The sequence below is a fragment of the Sphingobacterium sp. CZ-UAM genome (genome assembly GCF_002000245.1).
Taxonomy (GTDB): Bacteria; Bacteroidota; Bacteroidia; order Sphingobacteriales; family Sphingobacteriaceae; genus Sphingobacterium.
The window spans coordinates 151,854-172,632 of the sequence record NZ_MTCM01000002.1 but is presented as its reverse complement, the minus strand read 5'-3'; the positions used below and the strand labels follow the sequence as shown (position 1 = coordinate 172,632).

22 protein-coding genes are annotated in these 20,779 nt (G+C 40.2%); 14 read left to right on the top strand and 8 right to left on the bottom strand.

Annotated features, from left to right (window positions below; all coding sequences use genetic code 11):
- Positions 1-33: 33 nt before the first annotated feature.
- Positions 34-555: a hypothetical protein gene (locus BWD42_RS11005; protein WP_139351118.1), complete on the bottom strand. Its 522-nt coding sequence runs from the start codon at positions 553-555 to the stop codon at positions 34-36.
- Positions 556-786: 231 nt separating this feature from the next.
- On the opposite strand from BWD42_RS11005, the gene BWD42_RS11000 reads away from it, so the two are divergent.
- From BWD42_RS11000 to BWD42_RS10985, 4 genes are all read left to right on the top strand, one after another.
- The gene (locus BWD42_RS11000) at positions 787-1,530 is read left to right on the top strand and encodes a LytR/AlgR family response regulator transcription factor (RefSeq protein WP_077436224.1); all 744 of its coding nucleotides are present in this window, start codon (positions 787-789) and stop codon (positions 1,528-1,530) included.
- Positions 1,527-3,446, top strand: coding sequence for a histidine kinase (locus tag BWD42_RS10995; protein ID WP_077436222.1), 1,920 nt, complete (start codon positions 1,527-1,529; stop codon positions 3,444-3,446). Before BWD42_RS11000 ends, BWD42_RS10995 begins: the two co-directional genes overlap by 4 nt.
- A gap of 184 nt (positions 3,447-3,630) precedes the next feature.
- Complete coding sequence (locus BWD42_RS10990; protein WP_077436220.1) at positions 3,631-4,617, top strand: hypothetical protein; 987 nt, start codon at positions 3,631-3,633, stop codon at positions 4,615-4,617.
- Between the two features lie 450 nt (positions 4,618-5,067).
- Positions 5,068-5,694: a DUF1062 domain-containing protein gene (locus BWD42_RS10985; RefSeq protein ID WP_077436219.1), complete on the top strand. Its 627-nt coding sequence runs from the start codon at positions 5,068-5,070 to the stop codon at positions 5,692-5,694.
- A 156-nt stretch (positions 5,695-5,850) separates the two neighbouring features.
- Here BWD42_RS10985 and BWD42_RS10980 read toward each other — a convergent pair whose 3' ends face one another.
- Positions 5,851-8,316 (bottom strand): glutaminase family protein, encoded by a 2,466-nt coding sequence (locus tag BWD42_RS10980; protein ID WP_077436979.1) that lies wholly within the window; start codon positions 8,314-8,316, stop codon positions 5,851-5,853.
- A 351-nt stretch (positions 8,317-8,667) separates the two neighbouring features.
- On the opposite strand from BWD42_RS10980, the gene BWD42_RS10975 reads away from it, so the two are divergent.
- Positions 8,668-9,567, top strand: a complete 900-nt coding sequence (locus BWD42_RS10975; protein ID WP_077436217.1) for a hypothetical protein — start codon at positions 8,668-8,670, stop codon at positions 9,565-9,567.
- The gene (locus tag BWD42_RS10970) at positions 9,542-10,297 is read left to right on the top strand and encodes a mechanosensitive ion channel family protein (RefSeq protein ID WP_175992027.1); all 756 of its coding nucleotides are present in this window, start codon (positions 9,542-9,544) and stop codon (positions 10,295-10,297) included. Before BWD42_RS10975 ends, BWD42_RS10970 begins: the two co-directional genes overlap by 26 nt.
- 2 nt (positions 10,298-10,299) lie before the next feature.
- Here BWD42_RS10970 and BWD42_RS10965 read toward each other — a convergent pair whose 3' ends face one another.
- Positions 10,300-11,754, bottom strand: a complete 1,455-nt coding sequence (locus BWD42_RS10965; RefSeq protein WP_077436213.1) for a PLP-dependent aminotransferase family protein — start codon at positions 11,752-11,754, stop codon at positions 10,300-10,302.
- Positions 11,755-11,853: 99 nt separating this feature from the next.
- On the opposite strand from BWD42_RS10965, the gene BWD42_RS10960 reads away from it, so the two are divergent.
- Positions 11,854-12,735, top strand: a complete 882-nt coding sequence (locus BWD42_RS10960) for a DMT family transporter (protein WP_077436211.1) — start codon at positions 11,854-11,856, stop codon at positions 12,733-12,735.
- Between the two features lie 37 nt (positions 12,736-12,772).
- On the opposite strand, the gene BWD42_RS10955 is transcribed toward BWD42_RS10960, so the two are convergent.
- On the bottom strand, positions 12,773-13,291 hold the full coding sequence (locus BWD42_RS10955; protein ID WP_077436209.1) for a GNAT family N-acetyltransferase: 519 nt from the start codon (positions 13,289-13,291) through the stop codon (positions 12,773-12,775).
- Between the two features lie 133 nt (positions 13,292-13,424).
- Here BWD42_RS10955 and BWD42_RS10950 point away from each other — a divergent pair, with 133 nt between their 5' ends.
- The 5 genes from BWD42_RS10950 (at position 13,425) to BWD42_RS10930 (ending at position 16,725) form a co-directional block, all read left to right on the top strand.
- Positions 13,425-14,036, top strand: coding sequence for an FMN-binding negative transcriptional regulator (locus tag BWD42_RS10950; protein WP_077436207.1), 612 nt, complete (start codon positions 13,425-13,427; stop codon positions 14,034-14,036).
- Positions 14,037-14,096: 60 nt separating this feature from the next.
- Positions 14,097-14,594, top strand: a complete 498-nt coding sequence (locus tag BWD42_RS10945; RefSeq protein WP_254846217.1) for a GNAT family N-acetyltransferase — start codon at positions 14,097-14,099, stop codon at positions 14,592-14,594.
- A 9-nt stretch (positions 14,595-14,603) separates the two neighbouring features.
- A complete protein-coding gene (locus BWD42_RS10940) occupies positions 14,604-15,338 on the top strand; it encodes a YggS family pyridoxal phosphate-dependent enzyme (protein WP_077436203.1) in 735 nt (244 codons plus the stop codon).
- Positions 15,339-15,349: 11 nt separating this feature from the next.
- Complete coding sequence (locus tag BWD42_RS10935; protein WP_077436201.1) at positions 15,350-16,081, top strand: glutamine amidotransferase-related protein; 732 nt, start codon at positions 15,350-15,352, stop codon at positions 16,079-16,081.
- Between the two features lie 326 nt (positions 16,082-16,407).
- On the top strand, positions 16,408-16,725 hold the full coding sequence (locus BWD42_RS10930; RefSeq protein WP_077436199.1) for a hypothetical protein: 318 nt from the start codon (positions 16,408-16,410) through the stop codon (positions 16,723-16,725).
- Positions 16,726-16,835: 110 nt separating this feature from the next.
- On the opposite strand, the gene BWD42_RS10925 is transcribed toward BWD42_RS10930, so the two are convergent.
- Together BWD42_RS10925 and BWD42_RS10920 are read right to left on the bottom strand one after the other, a co-directional pair.
- Positions 16,836-17,126, bottom strand: coding sequence for a putative quinol monooxygenase (locus BWD42_RS10925; protein ID WP_077436197.1), 291 nt, complete (start codon positions 17,124-17,126; stop codon positions 16,836-16,838).
- On the bottom strand, positions 17,123-17,734 hold the full coding sequence (locus BWD42_RS10920; protein WP_077436195.1) for an NAD(P)H-dependent oxidoreductase: 612 nt from the start codon (positions 17,732-17,734) through the stop codon (positions 17,123-17,125). Before BWD42_RS10920 ends, BWD42_RS10925 begins: the two co-directional genes overlap by 4 nt.
- 97 nt (positions 17,735-17,831) lie before the next feature.
- Between BWD42_RS10920 and BWD42_RS10915 the strand changes: the two genes are divergently transcribed.
- A complete protein-coding gene (locus tag BWD42_RS10915; protein WP_077436193.1) occupies positions 17,832-18,728 on the top strand; it encodes a LysR family transcriptional regulator in 897 nt (298 codons plus the stop codon).
- 7 nt (positions 18,729-18,735) lie between these two features.
- Here the strand turns inward: BWD42_RS10915 and BWD42_RS10910 are convergent, their stop codons facing one another.
- Positions 18,736-19,305 carry a Crp/Fnr family transcriptional regulator gene (locus BWD42_RS10910; protein WP_077436191.1) on the bottom strand — a complete coding sequence of 190 codons (570 nt, stop codon included), beginning with the start codon at positions 19,303-19,305 and terminating at the stop codon, positions 18,736-18,738.
- A 304-nt stretch (positions 19,306-19,609) separates the two neighbouring features.
- Here BWD42_RS10910 and BWD42_RS10905 point away from each other — a divergent pair, with 304 nt between their 5' ends.
- Entirely contained in the window at positions 19,610-20,080 is a 471-nt protein-coding gene (locus BWD42_RS10905) for an OsmC family protein (RefSeq protein ID WP_077436189.1), read from the top strand.
- A gap of 2 nt (positions 20,081-20,082) precedes the next feature.
- Here the strand turns inward: BWD42_RS10905 and BWD42_RS10900 are convergent, their stop codons facing one another.
- Complete coding sequence (locus BWD42_RS10900) at positions 20,083-20,778, bottom strand: LytR/AlgR family response regulator transcription factor (RefSeq protein ID WP_077436187.1); 696 nt, start codon at positions 20,776-20,778, stop codon at positions 20,083-20,085.
- Position 20,779 lies beyond the last annotated feature (1 nt).

Here is a 20,779-nt window from a genome sequence, read left to right as displayed (position 1 = left end):
TATTACGAGGCACCTCCGCTAACTTATATCTGCTTATTTGGAAAGTTCGGCAAGTTCTTTCTGCGAGAATATATGCTCCCCCTTAAGATAGCTATTTGCCTCCTTCAGGTAGACATAAATTATTTTTCTAGCTTCGGGATTAGGCAACTTGTACAGGTTCTGCACCAAAAATTTTTTATCCCGCAATCGGTCTTTACTGTAATTCAAAAACGATGGTGCATGTGTCTGCACACTCCAACGGATAAAACGTAAATCAATATTATCCGGATATTTGATAATAACCGATTCCAATAATTTCTTACCTTTTTTAAACTGGCCCAACTTCGAAAAGGGATTTCCCATATGCTTTGCCCAAAGAATCTCATAAGCAGCAAGATATCCTTTCTCTGTCGCTGTATTTGCCGCTGCTTCCAAAGTCTTTAAATTGGCTTCACATAGTTTTTTATCTTTAACAGCTGCGGCATAATCGGCTCGCATTTTGTCTACATTGACTTGACCAAAACAATAAATTGTACTTAATATAAAAGAGAAACAAACAAAAAATCGTACTACCATCCCAAATTTAATTAATGTAATTATCCGCGGACTATACCCAGTCCTATTCTAGTTCATATAACAATAGATCAAGTGCAAGAGTTTTCTATTTCTATCGTTTATGATTCGCGAAAGACTGAATATAAAAATGGACGGTCAGTATCGAAAATTGAATGGAACAGCGCAAATTCTAAAAGAATTAGATTTTTTTTACTCACAATTATTATTTTTACCGAACAGAAAAGTCAAAAAATGATAACAGTAGCGATAATAGAAGATGAACCCGCTGTCCGTAAGGAAATCAGTTACCTCATACAAGAGGAAACCGACACAGCACTAATTGGCTGGAGCGACAGTGTCAGAACTGCTGCAAAATTAATTGAAGAAAAGAAACCGGACGTAATCCTAATGGATATTCAACTTAAGGATGGTACAGCCTTCGATCTTCTAAAAAAACTCAACGTTATCCCACAAAACGTCATATTTATCACCGCCTATAATCATTTTGCCATCAAGGCAATCAAGTATGGTGCTCTGGACTACTTGTTAAAACCTGTTGACCAAACGGAGTTAAAAGAGGCATTAGAGCGCTACCGTCGTCGGAGTGATAATAATCCGCAATGGATGCAGCAGCTAAATATGGCGCATGGTGCCATGCAACATGGCGATTTACCAGAAAGTATTGCTTTGACATCCATTCATAATGTACGTATCGTTGCTGTTCACGACATTGTTTACTGTAAAGGTGATGGTCCATATACTTTTTTCTTTCTGAGTGATGGTTCCAAGGAGCTTATATCCAAACCACTGAAATATTATGAGGAATTGTTGCCCGCCCCATACTTCCTACGCACCCATCAATCCTATCTGGTCAACCGTAAGTACATAACCGGTGTCAACCGTTCGGAGTATATCGTATTGAAAAACAAGGAAGAAATCCCCATTTCATCGCGGCGGAAGAACATCATTTTAACCCAGCTTTTCCCAGAGAAATGAGACATCTATTACACAGTGTTTTCGTTTTGCTGCTTATTTTACATATTGTAGCTTGCGGCGAAAGACCGACTTTTTCCGCTCAGGGTAATGAGGCTATTTTAAAGCAGATAAAGGAGCTCGAAGATACGAGGTTAACCCGCACGAACGGTGACTCGCTCAAGAAAGCCTGGCGGCAACTTGGCGAAAATCCTGATGTAAGAAAAGACACCGTGTTCTTTGCAAAAGTTAAATACAATACCGCCCGCTTATATGCCATGCTTCAGCAGGATTCTGCTGGCTTTTTTGTGGAGCAGGCACTCGAATTGATCGAACCCACAAGCGGTAATCTAAAATACAAAGCGCTTATCTACAATGGCATTGGCAATATCCGAAGTGTCGAAGCAAAAGAACGTGAAGCCGGCTATTACTACAACAAAGCAGCTGCGATCGTTCTCTCGGACAGCACTGCAGGACTTTCTGCCGAAGCGAAATCGGCCATATTGCTCTCCGCAGCACAAAATAACCTAAGTTCGTTTCAGTACAATCTTGCCGAAAAGATGAACCGGGCGGCACTCCCACTTTCAGATTCGCTTCCAGCAGGACATATCAATCGCCAGCGGGTATTCGTACAAATGATTCAGGTGTTAAATGCATTGCAGAAACCTGCAAAAGAAATCCTTCCTTATCTCCAAAAACTAGAAGATCTACACCGTACATTTCCTGATAAATATAACATCAGTTTTTTATACGATTCGAAAATACAGTACTTTGAAACAACAAAACAGCAAGATTCTTTATTACATTATCAATTGCTTAAAATAAAAATTGATGAAAGCTCGGGTAATATCAAAGAGTCTACGGTATTGATGAATAATCTGTTTGTAAATTACTGCAATGTTGCAGCAATTTATGTATTATTTAAAAATCCGAAACAGGCAGTACATTATATAGTTAAAGCAAAAGAGCTTAGAACACAATTTCCTAAATTGATCTTTCCCCATAATGAAATACTCTTTCAAAAGAGCTTAGCCGAGCTGTACCGTCTACAAGGTAAAAAAGAAGAAGCCATAGCTGTCCTAAATCATATTGTGCAATTACAGAAAAATGTCTACCATTCGGAAAACACACAAGCTATTGCCGAAATGAATGCCTTGTATCAACTACAAGCCAAGGACCAGTCCATTCGAACCTTGAATGAAAGCATTAAGATCAATAAATTACAGTTACAGCAAAATCGCCTGTGGCTGATAATATCCTCTTTGGGTCTTATCTTATTGATCATTATATTGTTCTTTCTATACTATAGTTTCCGTCAGCGACGCCTAAGTCAGGAAAAAGAAAAAGTCCTGCTGCAGCAACAATTACTACGCACACAGATGGAACCACATTTTATCTTCAATACCTTAGCAGCGGTACAGAGTTTTGTGCGATTAGATAAGAAAGAAAGTGCCATCAAGTATCTCAATCGCTTTAGTCGTTTGTTGCGGAGCAATCTGGAGTTAAGCCGGGAGAATCTGGTCCCTCTAAATGAAGAGATCGAAACACTGGAAAACTATCTGAACTTACAACAAATGCGTTTTGAAGATGCTTTTACCTATCAGATCATACAGCCAGACGAGCAGGATCTTAGTGCCATCATGTTACCTCCAATGTTGATACAGCCTTATGTCGAGAATGCCCTACTACATGGTATTGACCTCGAAACCTGTAAAGGCAATGTGGACATTCATTTCCAATTGGATGGAGATATTTTATCGGTTGAAATCCTTGATAGTGGCAAGTCTGAGTCAAATGTCCAAGAAACCCCTCATCGCTCATTATCTGGAACCATCAGTCACGAACGGATGCAACTCCTGGGCAGGAAAGCGAGTATAAAAATCACGAGAAATCCTGCAGGAGGGACACTTGTCAAATTGCAAATACCTGTGACATCCTGACTGATATTTGCGAATCGTAAAAACTATTTACGATTCGTAAATATCACTGCTGTGGTAAGTATTCCTTTCTTAGCTTTGACAAATCGGTAATGATATGTTTATGAAAAATACATTCTTTAATAACGTAGGCATTAGGCGAATCATAATAAGTTTCGCTGTCCTTATTGTTATAAGTAGAAATATTATGGCACAAGAAATTATTCATTATATCGCTACTGGCAAAGATAGAGTCAAGACGATCAGCGGGCAGTACGGTAATCTCAGTGGCATTAGTCTCTTTGAAGACGGCAAATTCATGTTATATGGTTATGCTACCATGGTTTTTGGATCCTATGTCTTCGAAAAAGATTACCTTCTTTTTTATCCAGACCAGTTACCACAATTTCTACTATATGCAAATCATAACCCCACTTTAGGAGATAACGTATCTGTCAATTTTAGAGGTTTCGAAGAGGGAAAGACTTTTGTACAGCTTGGAGATGACAATATGCAACCAGTTTTCAACGATGGGGCCAATTGCTTTGATTTCCCCTATATCTATGAGCAATCACAACCGATATCACAGTTGAAATTCGCTGTACAAAAAGAAGATTTTGATGCTGGACCAGCATACCATACATTCCACTATCAAAATGACCAGCGCTTCAATGACTTCATTGCAATCTATAATAAACCACAAAGAGCGCGAGCGAATTTCGCTGCCTATCTGTATTTAACTGAAGATAAAAAGCTTGCCATTAGTCTTTCTAATTATGGCGGCAGGGAGGGCTTTTTAAGAGAAAATCAAGTAGACTCTACTCAAGCGCGCTGGCTTGAAATACTCGCAATGAAAAAAGAATATGAAAGGGCTGGAAGCATTGAGCTAACGGCAATATTTTCCAATGCGGCGTATAGCATTTCTTATCCCGACCTGGAGGAATATAATTTTGACAAAGCAACAAATCGATACATCAGCAAGTCCACGGAAGATAATAACGAAGAGGTTGATCAGGATGATCGTTACCTGCGTCAATATACCAAAGAGCTATTAGTATCCAAACAAGACAAGTTTGATACCAAAACTGCCACCGTCCCAAGCTTGTTTTTTTCCAGCTGTAGCCAATCTGACGAATCGTATAATCACATCAAAAGAGGAAGAGAAAAACATCAAAAGAAGAAAAGAAAAGATTAAATGATCAAACAACGTTTATACCTTCAGATGTCGAGAATGTCCACGTTCAATTTCATTGCTACTTTGGGAGTCAATAACCGTTGGACACATAGGCCAAAAATCTCTTTCCATACAAATTGTTCGATTAACGCCACTTACCAAGACAAAATATTTCTTAGTAATTTCAATTAAATTCCTTAATTTAGCATGTAGACCAAACGACTACGTTTTGAACACAATTCTTAAATTTATAGTTGCTTAATTAGCCTCACAAACCACAGGCTAATCATTCTTTTATTTGGATAATCCTATCCAAACAGGTTTTCACTTGATTTTATTATTCACCCTATTGCAGTAGCAAATATTTCTTTTTTGCTATGCAAGCTACCTATACGCTCGTGTTGCGATAATAGAGACATCGTGAATAATATCAAAAAAATTAATAAAGAATATTAAGCACGACTATAAATAATGCAAAAGGAATATACATGGGCTGTCAGCCCAAACAATACACCGTTACTAAAAAAATCATGTAGCCACTGCGATAGTAAACAATTTTATTGCAGTGAAAAATTCAGAATAAATGCACAGAAAAAAAACGTTGACGTATGGTTGATTTATCGATGTGTTAAATGCGATAGCACATACAATTTGACTATATTTTCACGTACTCGACCAACTGCAATAGATAGTATATTGTTCAACAAATTTCAAAACAACGATACAGAGCTGGCTTGGAAATATGCGTTTTCCGAAGAAACGAGAAGAAAGAATAAGGTAGAAGCCGATTTAGCTACAGTAAACTATGCTTTGCAATATAACCAGATTTCAAGCGATGAATTGCTGTCTTCGAATGACAGGATCTTAAGATTTAAGGTGGACTATCCCTTTGACTTTCAACTTAGGATATCATCCCTTATTCGCACCTGTCTCAATCTTTCCTCAAGGCAGCTCGATCACCTGATCACGCAAAAAGCAATTACGGTAGCTGGAAAATACCTACAGAAAAAACATAAGGCAAAAGACAGAGACCGCATTGAAATTGATTGTCAAAAACTTAAAAGTATACTGTGTGACAAGATCCATAATACACAGTAACGGATTGATCTAATCCTCGATTATCTGAAAACCGATAACCTCAATTTCTGTTGCTGTTTTTTATTAGAAAGCTATAGTCTATCAAAAAAAGGGAACCCTTGGTTCCCTTAATTTTTTATATCAAACTGAATTACTTTTTAAAAGCTATTCATCTCCCTATTTTTGCTGAAGTTTATCCGATAGCATCTTCATATAAAAACCACCTACAACACTACGCGCTTTAAAATTCTCACGTATCCCCGTATTCGCATCGTAAAAATCATTTAGTGGAACACGTGATTCTGTTTGGATCGCATGGTTGTACACCGGATGCACCAATGCTTCGAATTCATCCCGTGTTGGTGCAAATGTTGCTGTCCACAAAATCCAGTCATTTTTGGTATATGCTTTTCGGCTATCTAATGGAATTCCAAATCTACTTTGCTTAGTAAGGTAATACTTGATCTCCGTGTCATAGACTTTCTGTGGAAACAGATTTAGTCCCAGCACCTTGTCCCAAATCAGGTTATATTTTTGGCTCCAGGTATTTTTATCGTCAAATGTCAACGCGTAATGGTCTCCGGCATCTGCCATTTCCATCCATTTTGGCACCATCTCCTCCGCAATGGCACGATATTTCTTCGCCGTCTCAGTTTCGCCGATCGCTTCAGCCATTTGCGCATAACAGGCAATCCCCACAATAGCCTTTACCGATAAGTTTACGTTACGGGCAAGATGGCCCGCAAAATCATCTGTACATAATTGCGTTTTAGGGTCGAAACCATCCTTTACAAGATAGTCTACCCAAGTGGTGAGCGTCTTCCAGTGCTTGCGTGCATAGCTTGCATCCCCCTGTACTTTTGAAATCGCAGCGGTCAAGATAATCATATTCCCAGACTCTTCGACCGGCATTGGTTCGCCGTAAGTCTGTCCATTGGCCAATGGATATGTACCCAGATCATGGGCTGCCCAAGGGTGAGGGTATTTGCCACTTTCACTAAAGTAAAAGATACCTGTCAACATGCCTTTCAACAATTCCGGATTATAGATCAAGTATAAGGGTGCTGAGGGATAAGTAACATCAACCGTATTAATAAAACCGCCACTGTTGTTCTCTTTGGACAACCAGAGCAATTCATTCTGTGGACTTTTCACCAAGGTATGCGCAGCAATACTCTGACGATAAGCCAGTGTTGTTAAATGTGCGTATTCCTCTCCTCCTGATTTCAAAGCATCGGCATAAACTTGTTTGTCGAAAGCAACACACTTATCCATTACGGAGCGATAGTCATTGGCCGCTAAGGTAAGCTGATTTTCAATGGTTTCCTTACCAGAATTATTCCACCAAGGACGTAGGTTATTTTTGAAATATTGGATCGCATAAATCTCATCATAGCCAAGTTCAACAAAACGTTCTATTTCCTTGTTGCCCACCGTCCCAAAAGGAATAATTGTATTCAAGGATAATGCTGTTCCCCTTGTACTAGTTGATTTTGTATTCCCTTTTCTAAAGTCATCCACAGCCGTTGCCATTGGACTTACAAACTGCTGCGACTGATCTTTTTTGGGTGCGGCAACATAAAAATAGCCCCAGTCAATACGCATATCATCGGCTCCTTTTTGCAACATAGGTTGTTCGACTGTTCCTGTTTTCAAAATAGCTAATTTGTCAGTCTCATATTTTTTAGCAACGACCTCCTGTGATGGTTTATAAACCGCAATGTTGGATGCCGCACTTAAAAAGACTTTTACAGCATGTTGTTTTCCATCATTTGCTTTTACCTGATAAGTAATATAAGATACAGGACGAGCCAATAGATTAAGATCATCCATCAACAGCGGCGATGTAAATGTGAGCTTCAGATCGACTTTGCCTGCCTGGAAGTTATATATGGTACGTGTGGCTGTTATCTCCACATCTTTCTGTATGGCAGTTTGTATTTTAGGTCCCCCCTCTTTAAGCCTATCTACTAGTCCAAAGTCAAGAAAACGGCCTCCGGCAGTATTGCGCAGATGAATAGCGATCTGATTTTGACCCGCCTTTAGGTCCGACTTATTTATCGGCAAATACTGGAAGCTGTTTGTCCAGCCCGCCTTTTCATAAACCTTTTTCCCATTTAAAAACACCACGACATTATCATCATGGTTTAATTTTAAGAAGAGTTCGTTGATGCCTTGCGGATCGGTCACATTAAAGGCACGACGTACCCAGATATCATCCGATTTCCACAAAGTCTTGACATGTTTTTGATCGTCTCCTAGCGGGGCAGCACCTGATTTCCAGCCACTGGCTTTATAAGAAGAGGACTGCCAATCTCCTTCGGGTTTAGACTCGGTATATTGTACAGTAAAAGACTGATCTTCCGTAGTGGGAAGAATCGTTTTATAATTGGGTTCCTCCTTACCAAGAAAACGATAAATATTGCCGTCGACATTGATCAGTCCCAATAGTGAATGATCTGCTTCGGTCCAATGTTTGGTGGTTGATGCATTCAACTGATCCGTCATTGACCAGATACTAAAGTTTGGATTGTGGGTAATCAATGGGTAAGCTGGAGCTTTTCTCTGTTGCGCCTGTGCATCAAAAAAGCTCGATATACAAGCTAACAAGCAACAAATACTCACTTTTCCGAGTTTGTTCATCTTAAAAATAGGTTTTTTAAAGGGTTTAATCATATATTTTGATAAAATTAGCGGCTTAGCTGTTTTCAGGCATAAAAAAGAATCATTAAAAATGCCTAAAGAAAAATATAAGCTTCACAACAAATAACGTTGGAATAACTGACATTCAGCAGCCTCTTCGTATCATTTTATATGCAATTTATATCATATTGCAGCAGGTCCCCCCATAGATTAGCGGATAAAAAAGATAATCGAAAAAAGATTAGAACATCCGATAACTGGGTTCAACAAAAAACATTATTATCTTTGGCTATCCGATCAGGATCAGCTAAGTTAAGCTGATCGATTGGAGTCAATTTTACCTTGGAGAATATGAGAAGATTTTACATTTTTTTCTTTACGATTATACTATGCTTCTGTTCAACAATCGTTGGGCTTTATGCGCAGGAAAACGATTCAATCAATAAAAAAGAACTTGGTTTAAGCACTTTATTAAATGATATCCGACAACAACAGATCAACGATTCACTCGAACGTCAGAAATTACAGCATGAAATCGCTAATCTTAAAAGTCAGAATAGTCCCAAGAAAGAAAATCTAAAACAGCAACTCAATGACTTTGACGAAGAAAACAACTTGCGCAAGCAGCAGTTAAAAATCAAAGTTGACTCGATCAAAAAAAACACTAAGCGTTATGCCGTCGCACCATTTAATGACACCCTTTTTTATATCTATAACAAATTAGGCTCATCCCTGGCCAAAGATCGCGCCTACAATGTGGTCAACAGAATTGAGAATCTCTATGAAGATGATTTTGTAAAAGTAGATTCCTTCAAAATCGAAAACAACGAAATCAGCGCCGATATTGTTTTCAAAGATCTGATCATTACTTCCATCACAGAACTTGATGCCCTACTGGAAGGGAAAAGCAAAGAAGAGATTGCCACACAATACCTCAAGCGTATCCAACAGGCTATCAGTCAGGAAAGAGCGGACAATAGCATTACCAAAGTGCTGATCCGTACAGGACTTGTTCTCCTTATCCTTGTGGTCTTTTCGATTTTGGTGTATTTTATCAATAGACTAAAAAGATATGGCACGAATCGTCTATTGGCCGAACGTACAGAGCGGATCAAAGATGTTAAGATCAAAAATTACGTGTTCCTAACCTCTGTTCAGAAAACCCGTACCAAATCTGATCACCGTTTTTGTCATTCTCTTTGTCATGCGTTATGCCGTACGGTTTGTGAAATATATTTTCAACGAAATTGATAAAGGAAAATTAGAGATCAATGGCTTTCACCGGGAGTTTGCCATGCCTACCTTTACCATTGTCCGGTTTCTGCTACAGGCCTTTACATTGGTACTCGTATTTCCCTATCTTCCGGGAGCAAACTCTGATATCTTCAAAGGAATATCTGTTTTTATCGGAGTACTATTCTCTTTGGGATCATCCTCTGCTATTTCAAATATTATTGCGGGTCTTGTCATTACCTATATGCGCCCTTTCCGTATCGGTGACCGGATCACAATTGCGGATAAGACAGGTGTTGTCATTGAAAAATCACCCCTGGTAACCCGGTTAAGGACAATTAAAAATGAGGAAATCACCATTCCAAATTCCTCCATCCTATCGGGCAATACGGTTAACTATTCGACCTTTTCAGAAGAAGGAATATGTTTTCAGGTTGAACTCACCGTGGGCTATGAAGAGCCTTGGCAACGGATACACGAATTGCTCTTAAATATTCCCTCACGTATAGCACGTGTCAATCAACTTCCGGCACCATTTGTCTTACAAAAAAAACTAGATGATTTTTATGTTCTCTACGAGCTGAATGTTTATATTTCCAAATCAGGTGAAATTGAACTGGCCAAATCCGAAATTTATCAACATATTCTCAATGATTTCCTGGCTGCAGGCATTGATATGAATGGCCCACACCTATTTGCAAAAGTGGATCATGTACCCCAATATCAGCCTAAAAACATGGATAAATAATATTAAAGCCTGAGCTCGACTTCTGGATCAGTTTTATTGGCATGGTGCATCATTTTGGCTAGAGTTCCCAACTGTACCAGTGCAAAACGGAGTTCATCCGTCCAGGGTAGTCCTAAGCAGAGGCGCATGCAATTTTGAAATTGATTTTGCAGGGTGAACATTCTCCCCGGAGCGATACTTATTTTCTTTTTTAATGCGTAGTTGTAAAGCTTTGTCGTGTCTATGCTTTTTGGCAGCTCAACCCAGAGTGCTAACCCTCCCTGTGGTCTACTTATCCGCGTTCCTTCCGGAAAAGATTCCGCAATCACATGGGCGAACCGTTGATAGTTTTCCAGCAACGTTTTCCGTAACTGACGAAGATGATGTTCGTATCGCCCTGTTTTCAGAAAATTCCCCACTGCCTCGTGAATCAATGTTGTGGACGACAGCGCATGGATTAATTTCAAACGGAGAATTTGATCCTTATATTTCCCCGCAGCCACCCAGCCCACCCGGTAACCAGGGGCCAATGTTTTTGAGACCGAGCCACACCATAACACATTGTCCTCTTCGTCAAAGGCTTTACAACAAGTGGGACGTTCGCTGCCAAAATAGATATCACCATAAGTATCATCCTCAATCAGGGGAATAGCGTGCTTAGCAAGTAACCTGACCACTTCCATTTTATTTCTATCGGGCATACAATAGCCTAATGGCGTATTGAAATTCGGCACCAGCAGGCACACATTGATTTCTGGCAACAAATCTTCCAACAACTGTACATCAATTCCCAAGATCGGATCGCAGGTCAATTCAATAACCTTCAAACCCAAACTCAGAACCAGCTGCAAAATACCGGGGTAGCAGGGACTCTCTAATGCTATCGTGTCTCCGGGCTTGGTCAATGCCATCAGACAGAGCGATAAAGCATGCATACAGCCATTCGTCGTAATGACATCATCCGCTGTCAATCGGCCATCCCAGCTCAGGGAACGGGCCGCTACCATCCTACGCAATTTCAAATTCCCCTGTAGAGGTTCATATTCAGCACCACCAGCATCCAATTCCCGGCTTGCGAGTAAGATTTCCTTTTTTAATTTCGCCAAAGGCAGTAAATCTCCTGAAGGGACACCGATGGAAAACAACGTGAGATCCTTTCTTCCCATATTGGCGTAAACACTACTGATCAGCTCATTTGGTTCAACACTATCCTCCACAAGCCGTATCTGGCCAGTTTCGGGCAGTTGTAATCTGAATTGAGTCAACGCGTTCACAAAATACCCTGACTGTGGTATCGAATAAATTAGTGATTGCGCTTCCAATGCGAGGAATACCCGCTTAGCGGTATTCATGCTAATGCCATGTTCTTTACTCAACATGCGCACCGACGGTAGCCGTTCATTGGGCCTGAGAACACCATTTTTTATTTTACTCGCTATATTTTGAGCCAAAATACTGTATAGAAAGTCTTTTCCCATGTTGTAAATATAACTGTATCCATTAATTAAACAAAAACTGTAACTGTGCTCAATATTAACTATTCGCGAGATTTGTATCAAAATATAGATCATCTGACAATGAGCAGAAATACAGAAGTAACGAAATCATCCAATGCTTGGCTAAACGGTTTACTGGGCGTCATTATATTTAGTGGATCATTGCCCGCAACACGGATCGCAGTCTTAGATTTAGATCCATTTTTTGTGACCGTAGCCCGTGCTACGATCGCAGGCATACTCGCCCTTATCGTATTATTGATCAACAAGGAAAAATTCCCTCAAAAGACACAGTTTTTATCCCTTGGCATTATAGCCTTGGGCGTAGTCATTGGTTTCCCCTTATTAAGTGCCTTGGCCCTACGCTATGTGACCTCCGCGCATTCCATTGTCTTTGTAGGTATACTTCCCGTATCAACTGCTGTTTTTGGTATCATTCGTGGTGGCGAGCGTCCCCGCCCGGTGTTCTGGATCTTTTCGATATTGGGCAGTCTTTTTGTTGTAGGCTATGCGCTTATGCAGGGCATATCTTCCTCTCCTGTTGGTGATATACTCATGCTGCTGTCTGTTATTCTTTGTGGACTGGGTTATGCCGAAGGGGGCAAGCTTTCAAAGACATTGGGCGGCTGGCAAGTAATTTCCTGGGCATTGGTATTTTCATTGCCGGTAGCTCTGCCCCTGACTTATATCTTTCTTCCAACCACGATAGCACATGTAGGCATTGGGGCTTGGACAAGTCTTGCTTACGTTTCCTTCTTTAGCATGTTTATTGGCTTTATCTTTTGGTATAAAGGGTTGGCCCAGGGTGGCATTGCCTCTGTTGGACAGCTACAGCTTCTTCAACCCTTCTTTGGTCTCATCTTAGCGGCCAGCCTACTTCGCGAAGAAGTAAGTATTGGCATGCTATTCGTTACCATTGCTGTCATACTTTGCGTAGGGGGTGCTAAAAAATTCGCCAGTTAACAAGAAACGAAATACAACAGACCTCGTTGGCTGATCATTATAAAACCAACACATACATTAGTTCAGCTGCGACAGTACCATCCGGCCACTCAACCTCGCGGGAATGTGTATAGGTAAAATTAAAGGCTTGATTAGCTGCCTTTGAAGATTCATTCCCAGCGCGATGTGATACGGTGATCCGTGCGCAACCTTTCTCGCGGGCCCATGCAATACGTGCCCGGTAAAATAATTTTGACAGTCCTTTTCCGCGATGAGGTTCGCGAACAAAAGAAGCAATCAGAATAGCATTTGAGGCATCATTACGATCCATCACCACACCAGTCAGTCCGACGATATCGTCTTGATCGTATAGTCCAAACATCGCACAATTTTCATTCTCAAGTAGTGCTACCCAATCCTGCTGGCTGTATGCCGCCTCTCGTTGGTAATTACTTCCAAATACCCCGGGATCTGTATGCAACGCCTCCAGCCTAATCTTCTTATAATCTTCCCATTGTACTGGAGCCAAGCGCCGCAATACGTAATTCTCTTTCGCCATTTCTCCTGTTACTATCATCAAGGTAAATATAACCAACAATCTCAATTATACCCACTAAAATTATCACTGGACTATCCACTTTATTGGATTTGGACCATTTATTCCCTTCACTTTAACCTTATTTTTGATATGATCAAAAAATACGCATGGCATGTACGTACCCAAACATTTTCAATTTAAAGACTATACTGAACAGATCGCATTTATGAAACAATATAGTTTTGCAACGATTGTATCCATTAAGGACAATACTCCTATAGCGACACAACTTCCCTTCCAGATCAAAGAGCAAGCAGATAAGTTATTTTTAAGTTCACATTTTGCTGTAGCAAATGAGCAGGCCAGCTATATCGTAGAAAACACTTCGTTGGTTATTTTTTCAGAACCACATGCTTATATATCCCCTATGCATTATGACAAAGAAGAAAGCGTTCCCACCTGGGACTATATTGCTGTACATGCCTACGGGACAGCACGGATTATAAATAATGAGGACGAAAAAACAGAAGTGCTTGAACAGATGATCAAGTCTTATGACAGTGACTATTTGACCCAATGGCAAGGACTCTCGGACCGTTTTAAAAAAGGCATGATGCGTGGCATCGTCGCCTTCGAATTGGAAGTAACGGATCTACAAGGGCAAAAAAAGATCAGTCAGAACAAAACTGCTGCAGAGAGAGAACGTATAGCCGCCTATTTAGAAAAAGGGGACAATCCTGTCGAAAAGAGCATCGCTAAATCAATCAGGAACTTGCAGTCTTAATTTATTACATACAGACAAATGGACAAAAATTCAATAAACATAAAAATTCTAAAAGTGAAAATGACAGATATTGATCTATTGAAGAGTATCGCTCAGCAGACCTTCATCGAGACATTTTCCGAAGTCAATACAGCAGCTAATATGGCCAAATACATCGCGGAGAAATTTTCAAATGAAACCCTATTGGCTGAATTGAGCAATCAAGGATCGGAGTTTTATTTTGCACAACTCGGTAATAGGATCATTGGCTACCTCAAAATAAACAGTAAACAGGCGCAAACAGAATTACAAGATGAGCATGCACTGGAAATAGAACGTATCTATGTATTACAAGAATTTCATGGAAAAAAAGTAGCGCAGCTTCTTTATGAAAAAGCATTGGATATCGCTAGGTTAAAAAATGTTAGGTTTATTTGGCTGGGTGTATGGGAGGAAAATCATCGTGCAATCAGTTTTTATCATAAAAATGGCTTTGTAGCCTTTGATAAACATATTTTCAGATTAGGTGATGATGAACAAACCGATATTATGATGAAAAAAAGCGTCATTAACAATTAATTTCAAACTATGAACGCGACTATCAGTGACAATATAAAAACGATACTTCATCGTATCGAAAAGGCTTGCCAGAATAGTGGTCGAGATCCACAAGAAGTAACATTATTGCTCGCAACAAAAACTGTAACAGCGGATCGTATTAAAATCGCCTTACAAGCCGGACAGACCTTGATTGCCGAAAACAAAGTGCAGGAGTTAAAGGATAAATACGAAGACCTAAAGGAAATTCCACATCATAATCATTTTATCGGGCACTTACAAACCAATAAAATCAAAGACATCCTTAGATATGATGTCTCCTGTGTGCATTCTGTAGACCGCTTCGATTTAGCTCAAAAGCTCCATCAGCGACTCACTGCCGAAAATAAAACCATTGATATACTCATCCAGGTCAATACATCTTACGAAGAAAGTAAATATGGTGCTGACCCAGCTCAGGTCATTGACCTCGTCAGGCAGATCGCCCCTCTGAACAGCTTACACATAAAAGGATTGATGACGATCGGCCTCCTGAGTGCCGAAGCTGATCAAGTCCGTAAGTGTTTCCAGTTGCTCAAACAGATTCAACAACAAATCATTATGCTCGATATTCCGAATGTATCGATGCAAGAATTATCCATGGGAATGAGCGGGGATCTGGAAATAGCAATTGCCGAAGGCGCAACTATTGTACGGGTAGGTACGGCAATATTCGGACAACGAAATACCCCCGATAGCTATTATTGGAACGAGAATTTGATTTAAAAATAGAGCTTATGAATGTGCATTTTATACAACATGAAGATTTCGAAGCCCCTGGAGCCTATTTACAATGGGCATTAGCACGACACCATAAAACGAGTTTCTCCAAGGTATATCAATATGAGGCGCTACCACAAGACGGCACGATGATAGACTTATTGATTATTATGGGTGGTCCCCAAAATCCAGATTCGTCTCAACAAGAATATCCCTATTATGATGCGCACGCTGAAATCGCATTGATCAGGCAATGTATCTATGCTGGAAAAGCCGTTGTTGGGGTCTGTTTGGGAGCACAATTAATTGGCGAAGCCCTGGAGGCAGCATACGAACCGAGTCCAGAGAAAGAAATAGGCGTCTTTGGGATCCAACTTACTCAAGACGGTTTAGCAGATCCGAAAGTTGGGCATTTTGGCGAATTTCTACCTGTCGGTCACTGGCATAATGATATGCCGGGACTCAGTCCAGCAAGTCAAGTTCTTGCGGTTAGTACAGGTTGCCCTCGACAGATCGTAAGATATACCGACCTAGTTTATGGCTTCCAATGCCATATGGAACTCAATGCGGAGGTTGTCGAACTGTTAATTCAGGCAGAGAAAGATCTTCTGCGCAAAAGCAAACAGGATAAATTTGTGCAGACTCCAGATCAAATCCGTGGTTACGACTATACCGAAATGAACAATAAGTTATTTCAGTTCCTCGATCACCTTGAAGTTGCCTATCGACATACAAAAACCAACTTTTAGAACAGATCACATCAATTCAAATCAGGTTCATCAAACATAGACATCAATCCCACATTACAGTGCATCTACAACAGCATGAAAATAACCGACAGCACAGTATCTGTACTAGATTTAGCAGATTTTAAGAGGGAGGTATGAAATAAGTACAAAAAAATAAATTGTGAACGAATAATATCACTGGGAATGAATACCCGAGCAAAACGAGCTCATGAATGCCATTGACTATAAATACTTATGAATAATACCTTAAAGAGAAAATCGAATAATGAATAAAAAATTCATATCGATGAAAAAAAACTGTAGATTTAATTACAAAACAAACGTTGATGGATTTTACACTTAAGCATTTTTTTAAATCAGCCACGCTATTAATCTTCGGTCTATTGTTATTTTCATGTTCGGTCAAAACGAATGATGAAAATCTAATTTGGTATGAAAACCAGGTGATTGAACAGGCAGTGCCCGAACAAGACTCGGTTTACAGAATACAGATTGGTATGATGGCTTCTTCTTTCTGGCTGGATAACAAAGGTAACGAGCGGAAAGATCAGTTATCTCTTTTACAAGAGAGTCTGAAGCAACGGAATCCCCTTACTCTTGGCGTTGAAAAAGGAACCAATAAAATCATTCGTGTTACTAAATAGCAATAAACGATCTGCACTCCGTAACGCTAACACGAATGATTTCAACAGTTTTTAATACCCAACATATCCCAGTTTAGATTATAAATTTTGTTCGCCCAGTCAAAATGGAATTAGGCTATTTTTTCCATTAAGTAAATCTGTGGTGCCTCTTGTAGCTTCTCTTCTGCCATTTCCCCAAATGCCTGAATATAGGGTTGCTGATTATGTGCATCCAGTCCGGTCCGGTTTTCCCAGATTTCATAAAAAATAAACTGATTCTCATCCGCATCCACCTGATGCAGGTCGTATTGAATACAAGCAGCTTCCTTTCGGCTCTCCTCGACCATACGCTGCAATGCAACAATGACTTCCTCCCGAAATGCTGGATTCGCCTTTAAAATAGCGGTTATATAGATCTTCATGATAACTGAGTTTCAAAATAAAATACCTCTTCCAAATATGCCTTATATTCCTTTTCATAGTTATCCACACGCTCCTGCGTTGCACCTTTCTCCATATCGTGGAAATGGAAACTTCCAATACTTTCCAGTCCTGCAAATTGATTCATCTTATGAAAGCCAAACAGAACCCCTTCATCAACAGAATGTTGGTCAAAAAACTCACCTTCCAACGTAAAGGCGGTATCCGGCGCATTCCAACTTGAGGTTACAAAATATTTTTTCCCATGCATCAATCCACCGGTACCGTAATTGATTGCTGGGTTCTTACGTGAACGGCCATCACTCCGATAGATTCCATTATTGTGCCCGGCTGTAAACACTTCATCTATATAAAGCTTTAGACGGTTAGGCACCTGAAACCACCATACCGGGAAGTGATAAACAATGATATCCGCCCATTTGAAATTTTCAACTTCGACCATTGCGTCAAACGCATCATTTACATTGGTTACACGGATTTTAAATCCATTTTTAACTAAAGTCTGCTCCGTCCAATTTGTAATTGTGGTATTAAAAGAACCACCGGAGTGTGCGAACTCCTGTCCGCCATTGATAATAAATATATTCATCTCTATTATTTTTATTATTGATAACACAAATTTCTATCATTTTTATAGATAATACAAATAATTTAAATTGTATATTTGTATCATTAAAATAATAGATATGAAATGGAACTTAGAATGGCTTCGTACATTTAAGGCGATTTATGAGACAGGCACACTGTCAGCAGCCGCACAGGAATTATTTATTTCGCAACCTGGTGTGAGTCTACACCTCAATTCGTTGGAAGCCTTTACAGGGCACAAGCTTTTCGATCGGTCAGCACGTCGTATGGTACCTACAGAGAAGGGAAAAATTTTATATAATTATATTATAGATCCGCTTAAAAAGCTGGAAATAGGCGAGCAACATTTTCACAATCGGGCACTGGATGAGCGTATTACTATCAGCGTTGGTATGTGTTTTGAAACCTTTCAATACACACTTGAAGAGCATATTGCCCAGCTTCCCTTTAACCTCATTATTAAATTCGGCGAATATCCTCAGATGCAACAGGATCTGGATAATGGGCTACTCGATCTAATTATTACACCGCAAAAAGGCAATCAGCAGAATTTAGTCTATCAGCCCTTTTCAAAAGAGCGCATCGTACTGATCGCAGGCTGCCAAACAGATACAACAGCGCTCGAAGCTTTATTGCACGACAACAAGATTAAGGAAGCTTCTGAGCTCTTAAAAAAACAGCTATGGTACAGTACCGCAGCGGATATGGATCACCTCAGGAATTTCTGGTCAACACATTTTGGCGAACATCCTGATTTCAGCCCCAATTACATTGTACCAAATATCAGTTCCATTATACGTTGTCTGAGCAATAACAAAGGCTTTTCTATTGTTCCTGATTTTTTATGTGCGGAAGCTATTGCCTCCGGCAAAATTAAACTGGTTTGGGAAGGTCAATCTCCGGTTGAGAATACCCTTTATTTCGGCACACGCAAGAAAACGATGTACCAAGAGGAAATCAGCAAGCTGGAAGCATTGCTACAGGAAAAATGGTAGATTTCGCTTATTGATTCAGCATCTTACTTAAGAATTCGGGGGTCACGCCAATATAGGCGGCCACTTGCTTTTGCGGAAGACAGGCGATCAAGCTAGGATAGCGTGTACAAAATCGTTCATAGCGCTCCCTTGCTGTCAAACGGAGGTTTTCCATGGCACGGCTTTGGTAATATACCAAGGCATTTTCCGCTAGTACCCTAAAATAGATGTTCAATTTTGGGATCTCTACATATAACCTATTCAGGTCCGTTTTTGCGATCATAGCGATTTCGGAATCAAATATAGCATCTACGGCAAGATAGCCTGGTTTACCCGTGACAAGGCTATACATATCCCCTATCCACCAACCTTCGGGTGCAAACTGCTGAATATATTGATACCCAGTTTCATCCACGCAATAACTGCGCAGACAGCCCGAAACGACAAATAACGCATAACGGCTCACATCCCCCTCCAACAACAAAAATTGTTTTTTCTTGACCTTTTTCAATTTGACACTTGAAAAGAAAAGCTCCAGCTCCTCCGCATTAAGATCAATCTGATTCAGGATGCTCTCCGCCAATATATGTTGATCCATATAATCATGCTGATTGGTATATAACAAATATAGTCTATCCGTATCGTCGAACCAAGGATTCCGGCAATTTCACCCCCTGCTCTACGATCGGCTATTTAATAAATCTTTGGTCCCTTCTTGGGCCAAATGCGCAACCAGCGGTTCACAAGGGACGGGAAGCGCTATAATCCTTACAGGTCTCTATATATTTGTTTTCAACACTTACTCAGACCAGCACTTTCTGGACATTTAGAATATACACAAAAAAATATTTCGGATATTTTATAACTTCACATGGAATAAACGATAAATACATCATTTCTCGATGAAAGAACATCAATATAAAGCGACCGTCGAATGGACGGGCAATCTAGGAAGTGGTACAGATCATTATAAAAATTATGAACGAAGCCACCAGGTCAGCATAAAAGACAAAGTGATTATCCAGGGCTCTTCTGATCCTGCCTTTCGTGGCGATCCAAACAAACACAATCCCGAAGACCTTTTACTTGCGTCCTTGTCTTCCTGCCATATGTTATGGTATCTCCATTTCTGTTCGGTCAACAATGTTATCGTGGAATCGTATATTGACCATGCCACAGCAACAATGATGGAGGAAGAAAGTGGCATGGGCTTCTTTAAAGAGGTTGTTCTTAGTCCCTCGATCCGTGTACAGCAACCCGAAATGATCGCCAAAGCAATAGCTCTCCACCAAAAAGCCAATGAATATTGTTTTATCGCAAATTCAGTGAATTTCCCGGTACGACATCTTCCTCAGGTAAGCGCCGGAGAGTAAGCTTATCTATTCCCTAAACGTTCCTGTAGTTCCCTTCTAAAGGTGATCCCAACAGGTAAGCGTTTATCATTGATGTGAACCACACCATGTTCATACTTGCTGACCTTATTGATGGGGGCAATATACGATTTATGGATGCGGATAAATTTGGACGCAGGCACCTGCGTTAAAATCTGTTGGGTGGTACTGGCAGTAAGGTAAGTCTGCGCCGGTGTCACGATTTTTACGTAGTTACCAAAACTCTGGATAAAATCGATCTGAGAAAGCTTCACCTCAATCAACCGTCCATCCATACGGATACTAATTGTTTTTGGTTCCTCCTCCTGTGGTATTGTACTTTGGTTAAAAGATAGAAAGCGCTGTACAGCCTTAATAAAACGGGGAAAAGATATTGGTTTCAACAAATAGTCCACCACCCCATAGTCATAGCTTTCCAATGCGTACTCCGAATAAGCTGTTGTCAAGATCGTTTTGGGAGGATTGTCCAACATTTTCAAAAATTCCATTCCGGTAATCTCGGGCATATCAATATCCAGAAAGATCAGGTCAACCCGGTTATTGCGCAGATATTCCAGTGCTTCAAAGGCATTATAGCATTGAGCAACCAATTCCAGATCAGCACTTCTTTCAATATAATTTACCAATACATAATGTGCTGCTGGTTCGTCGTCAACCACAATACAGCGATTTTTCTCCATG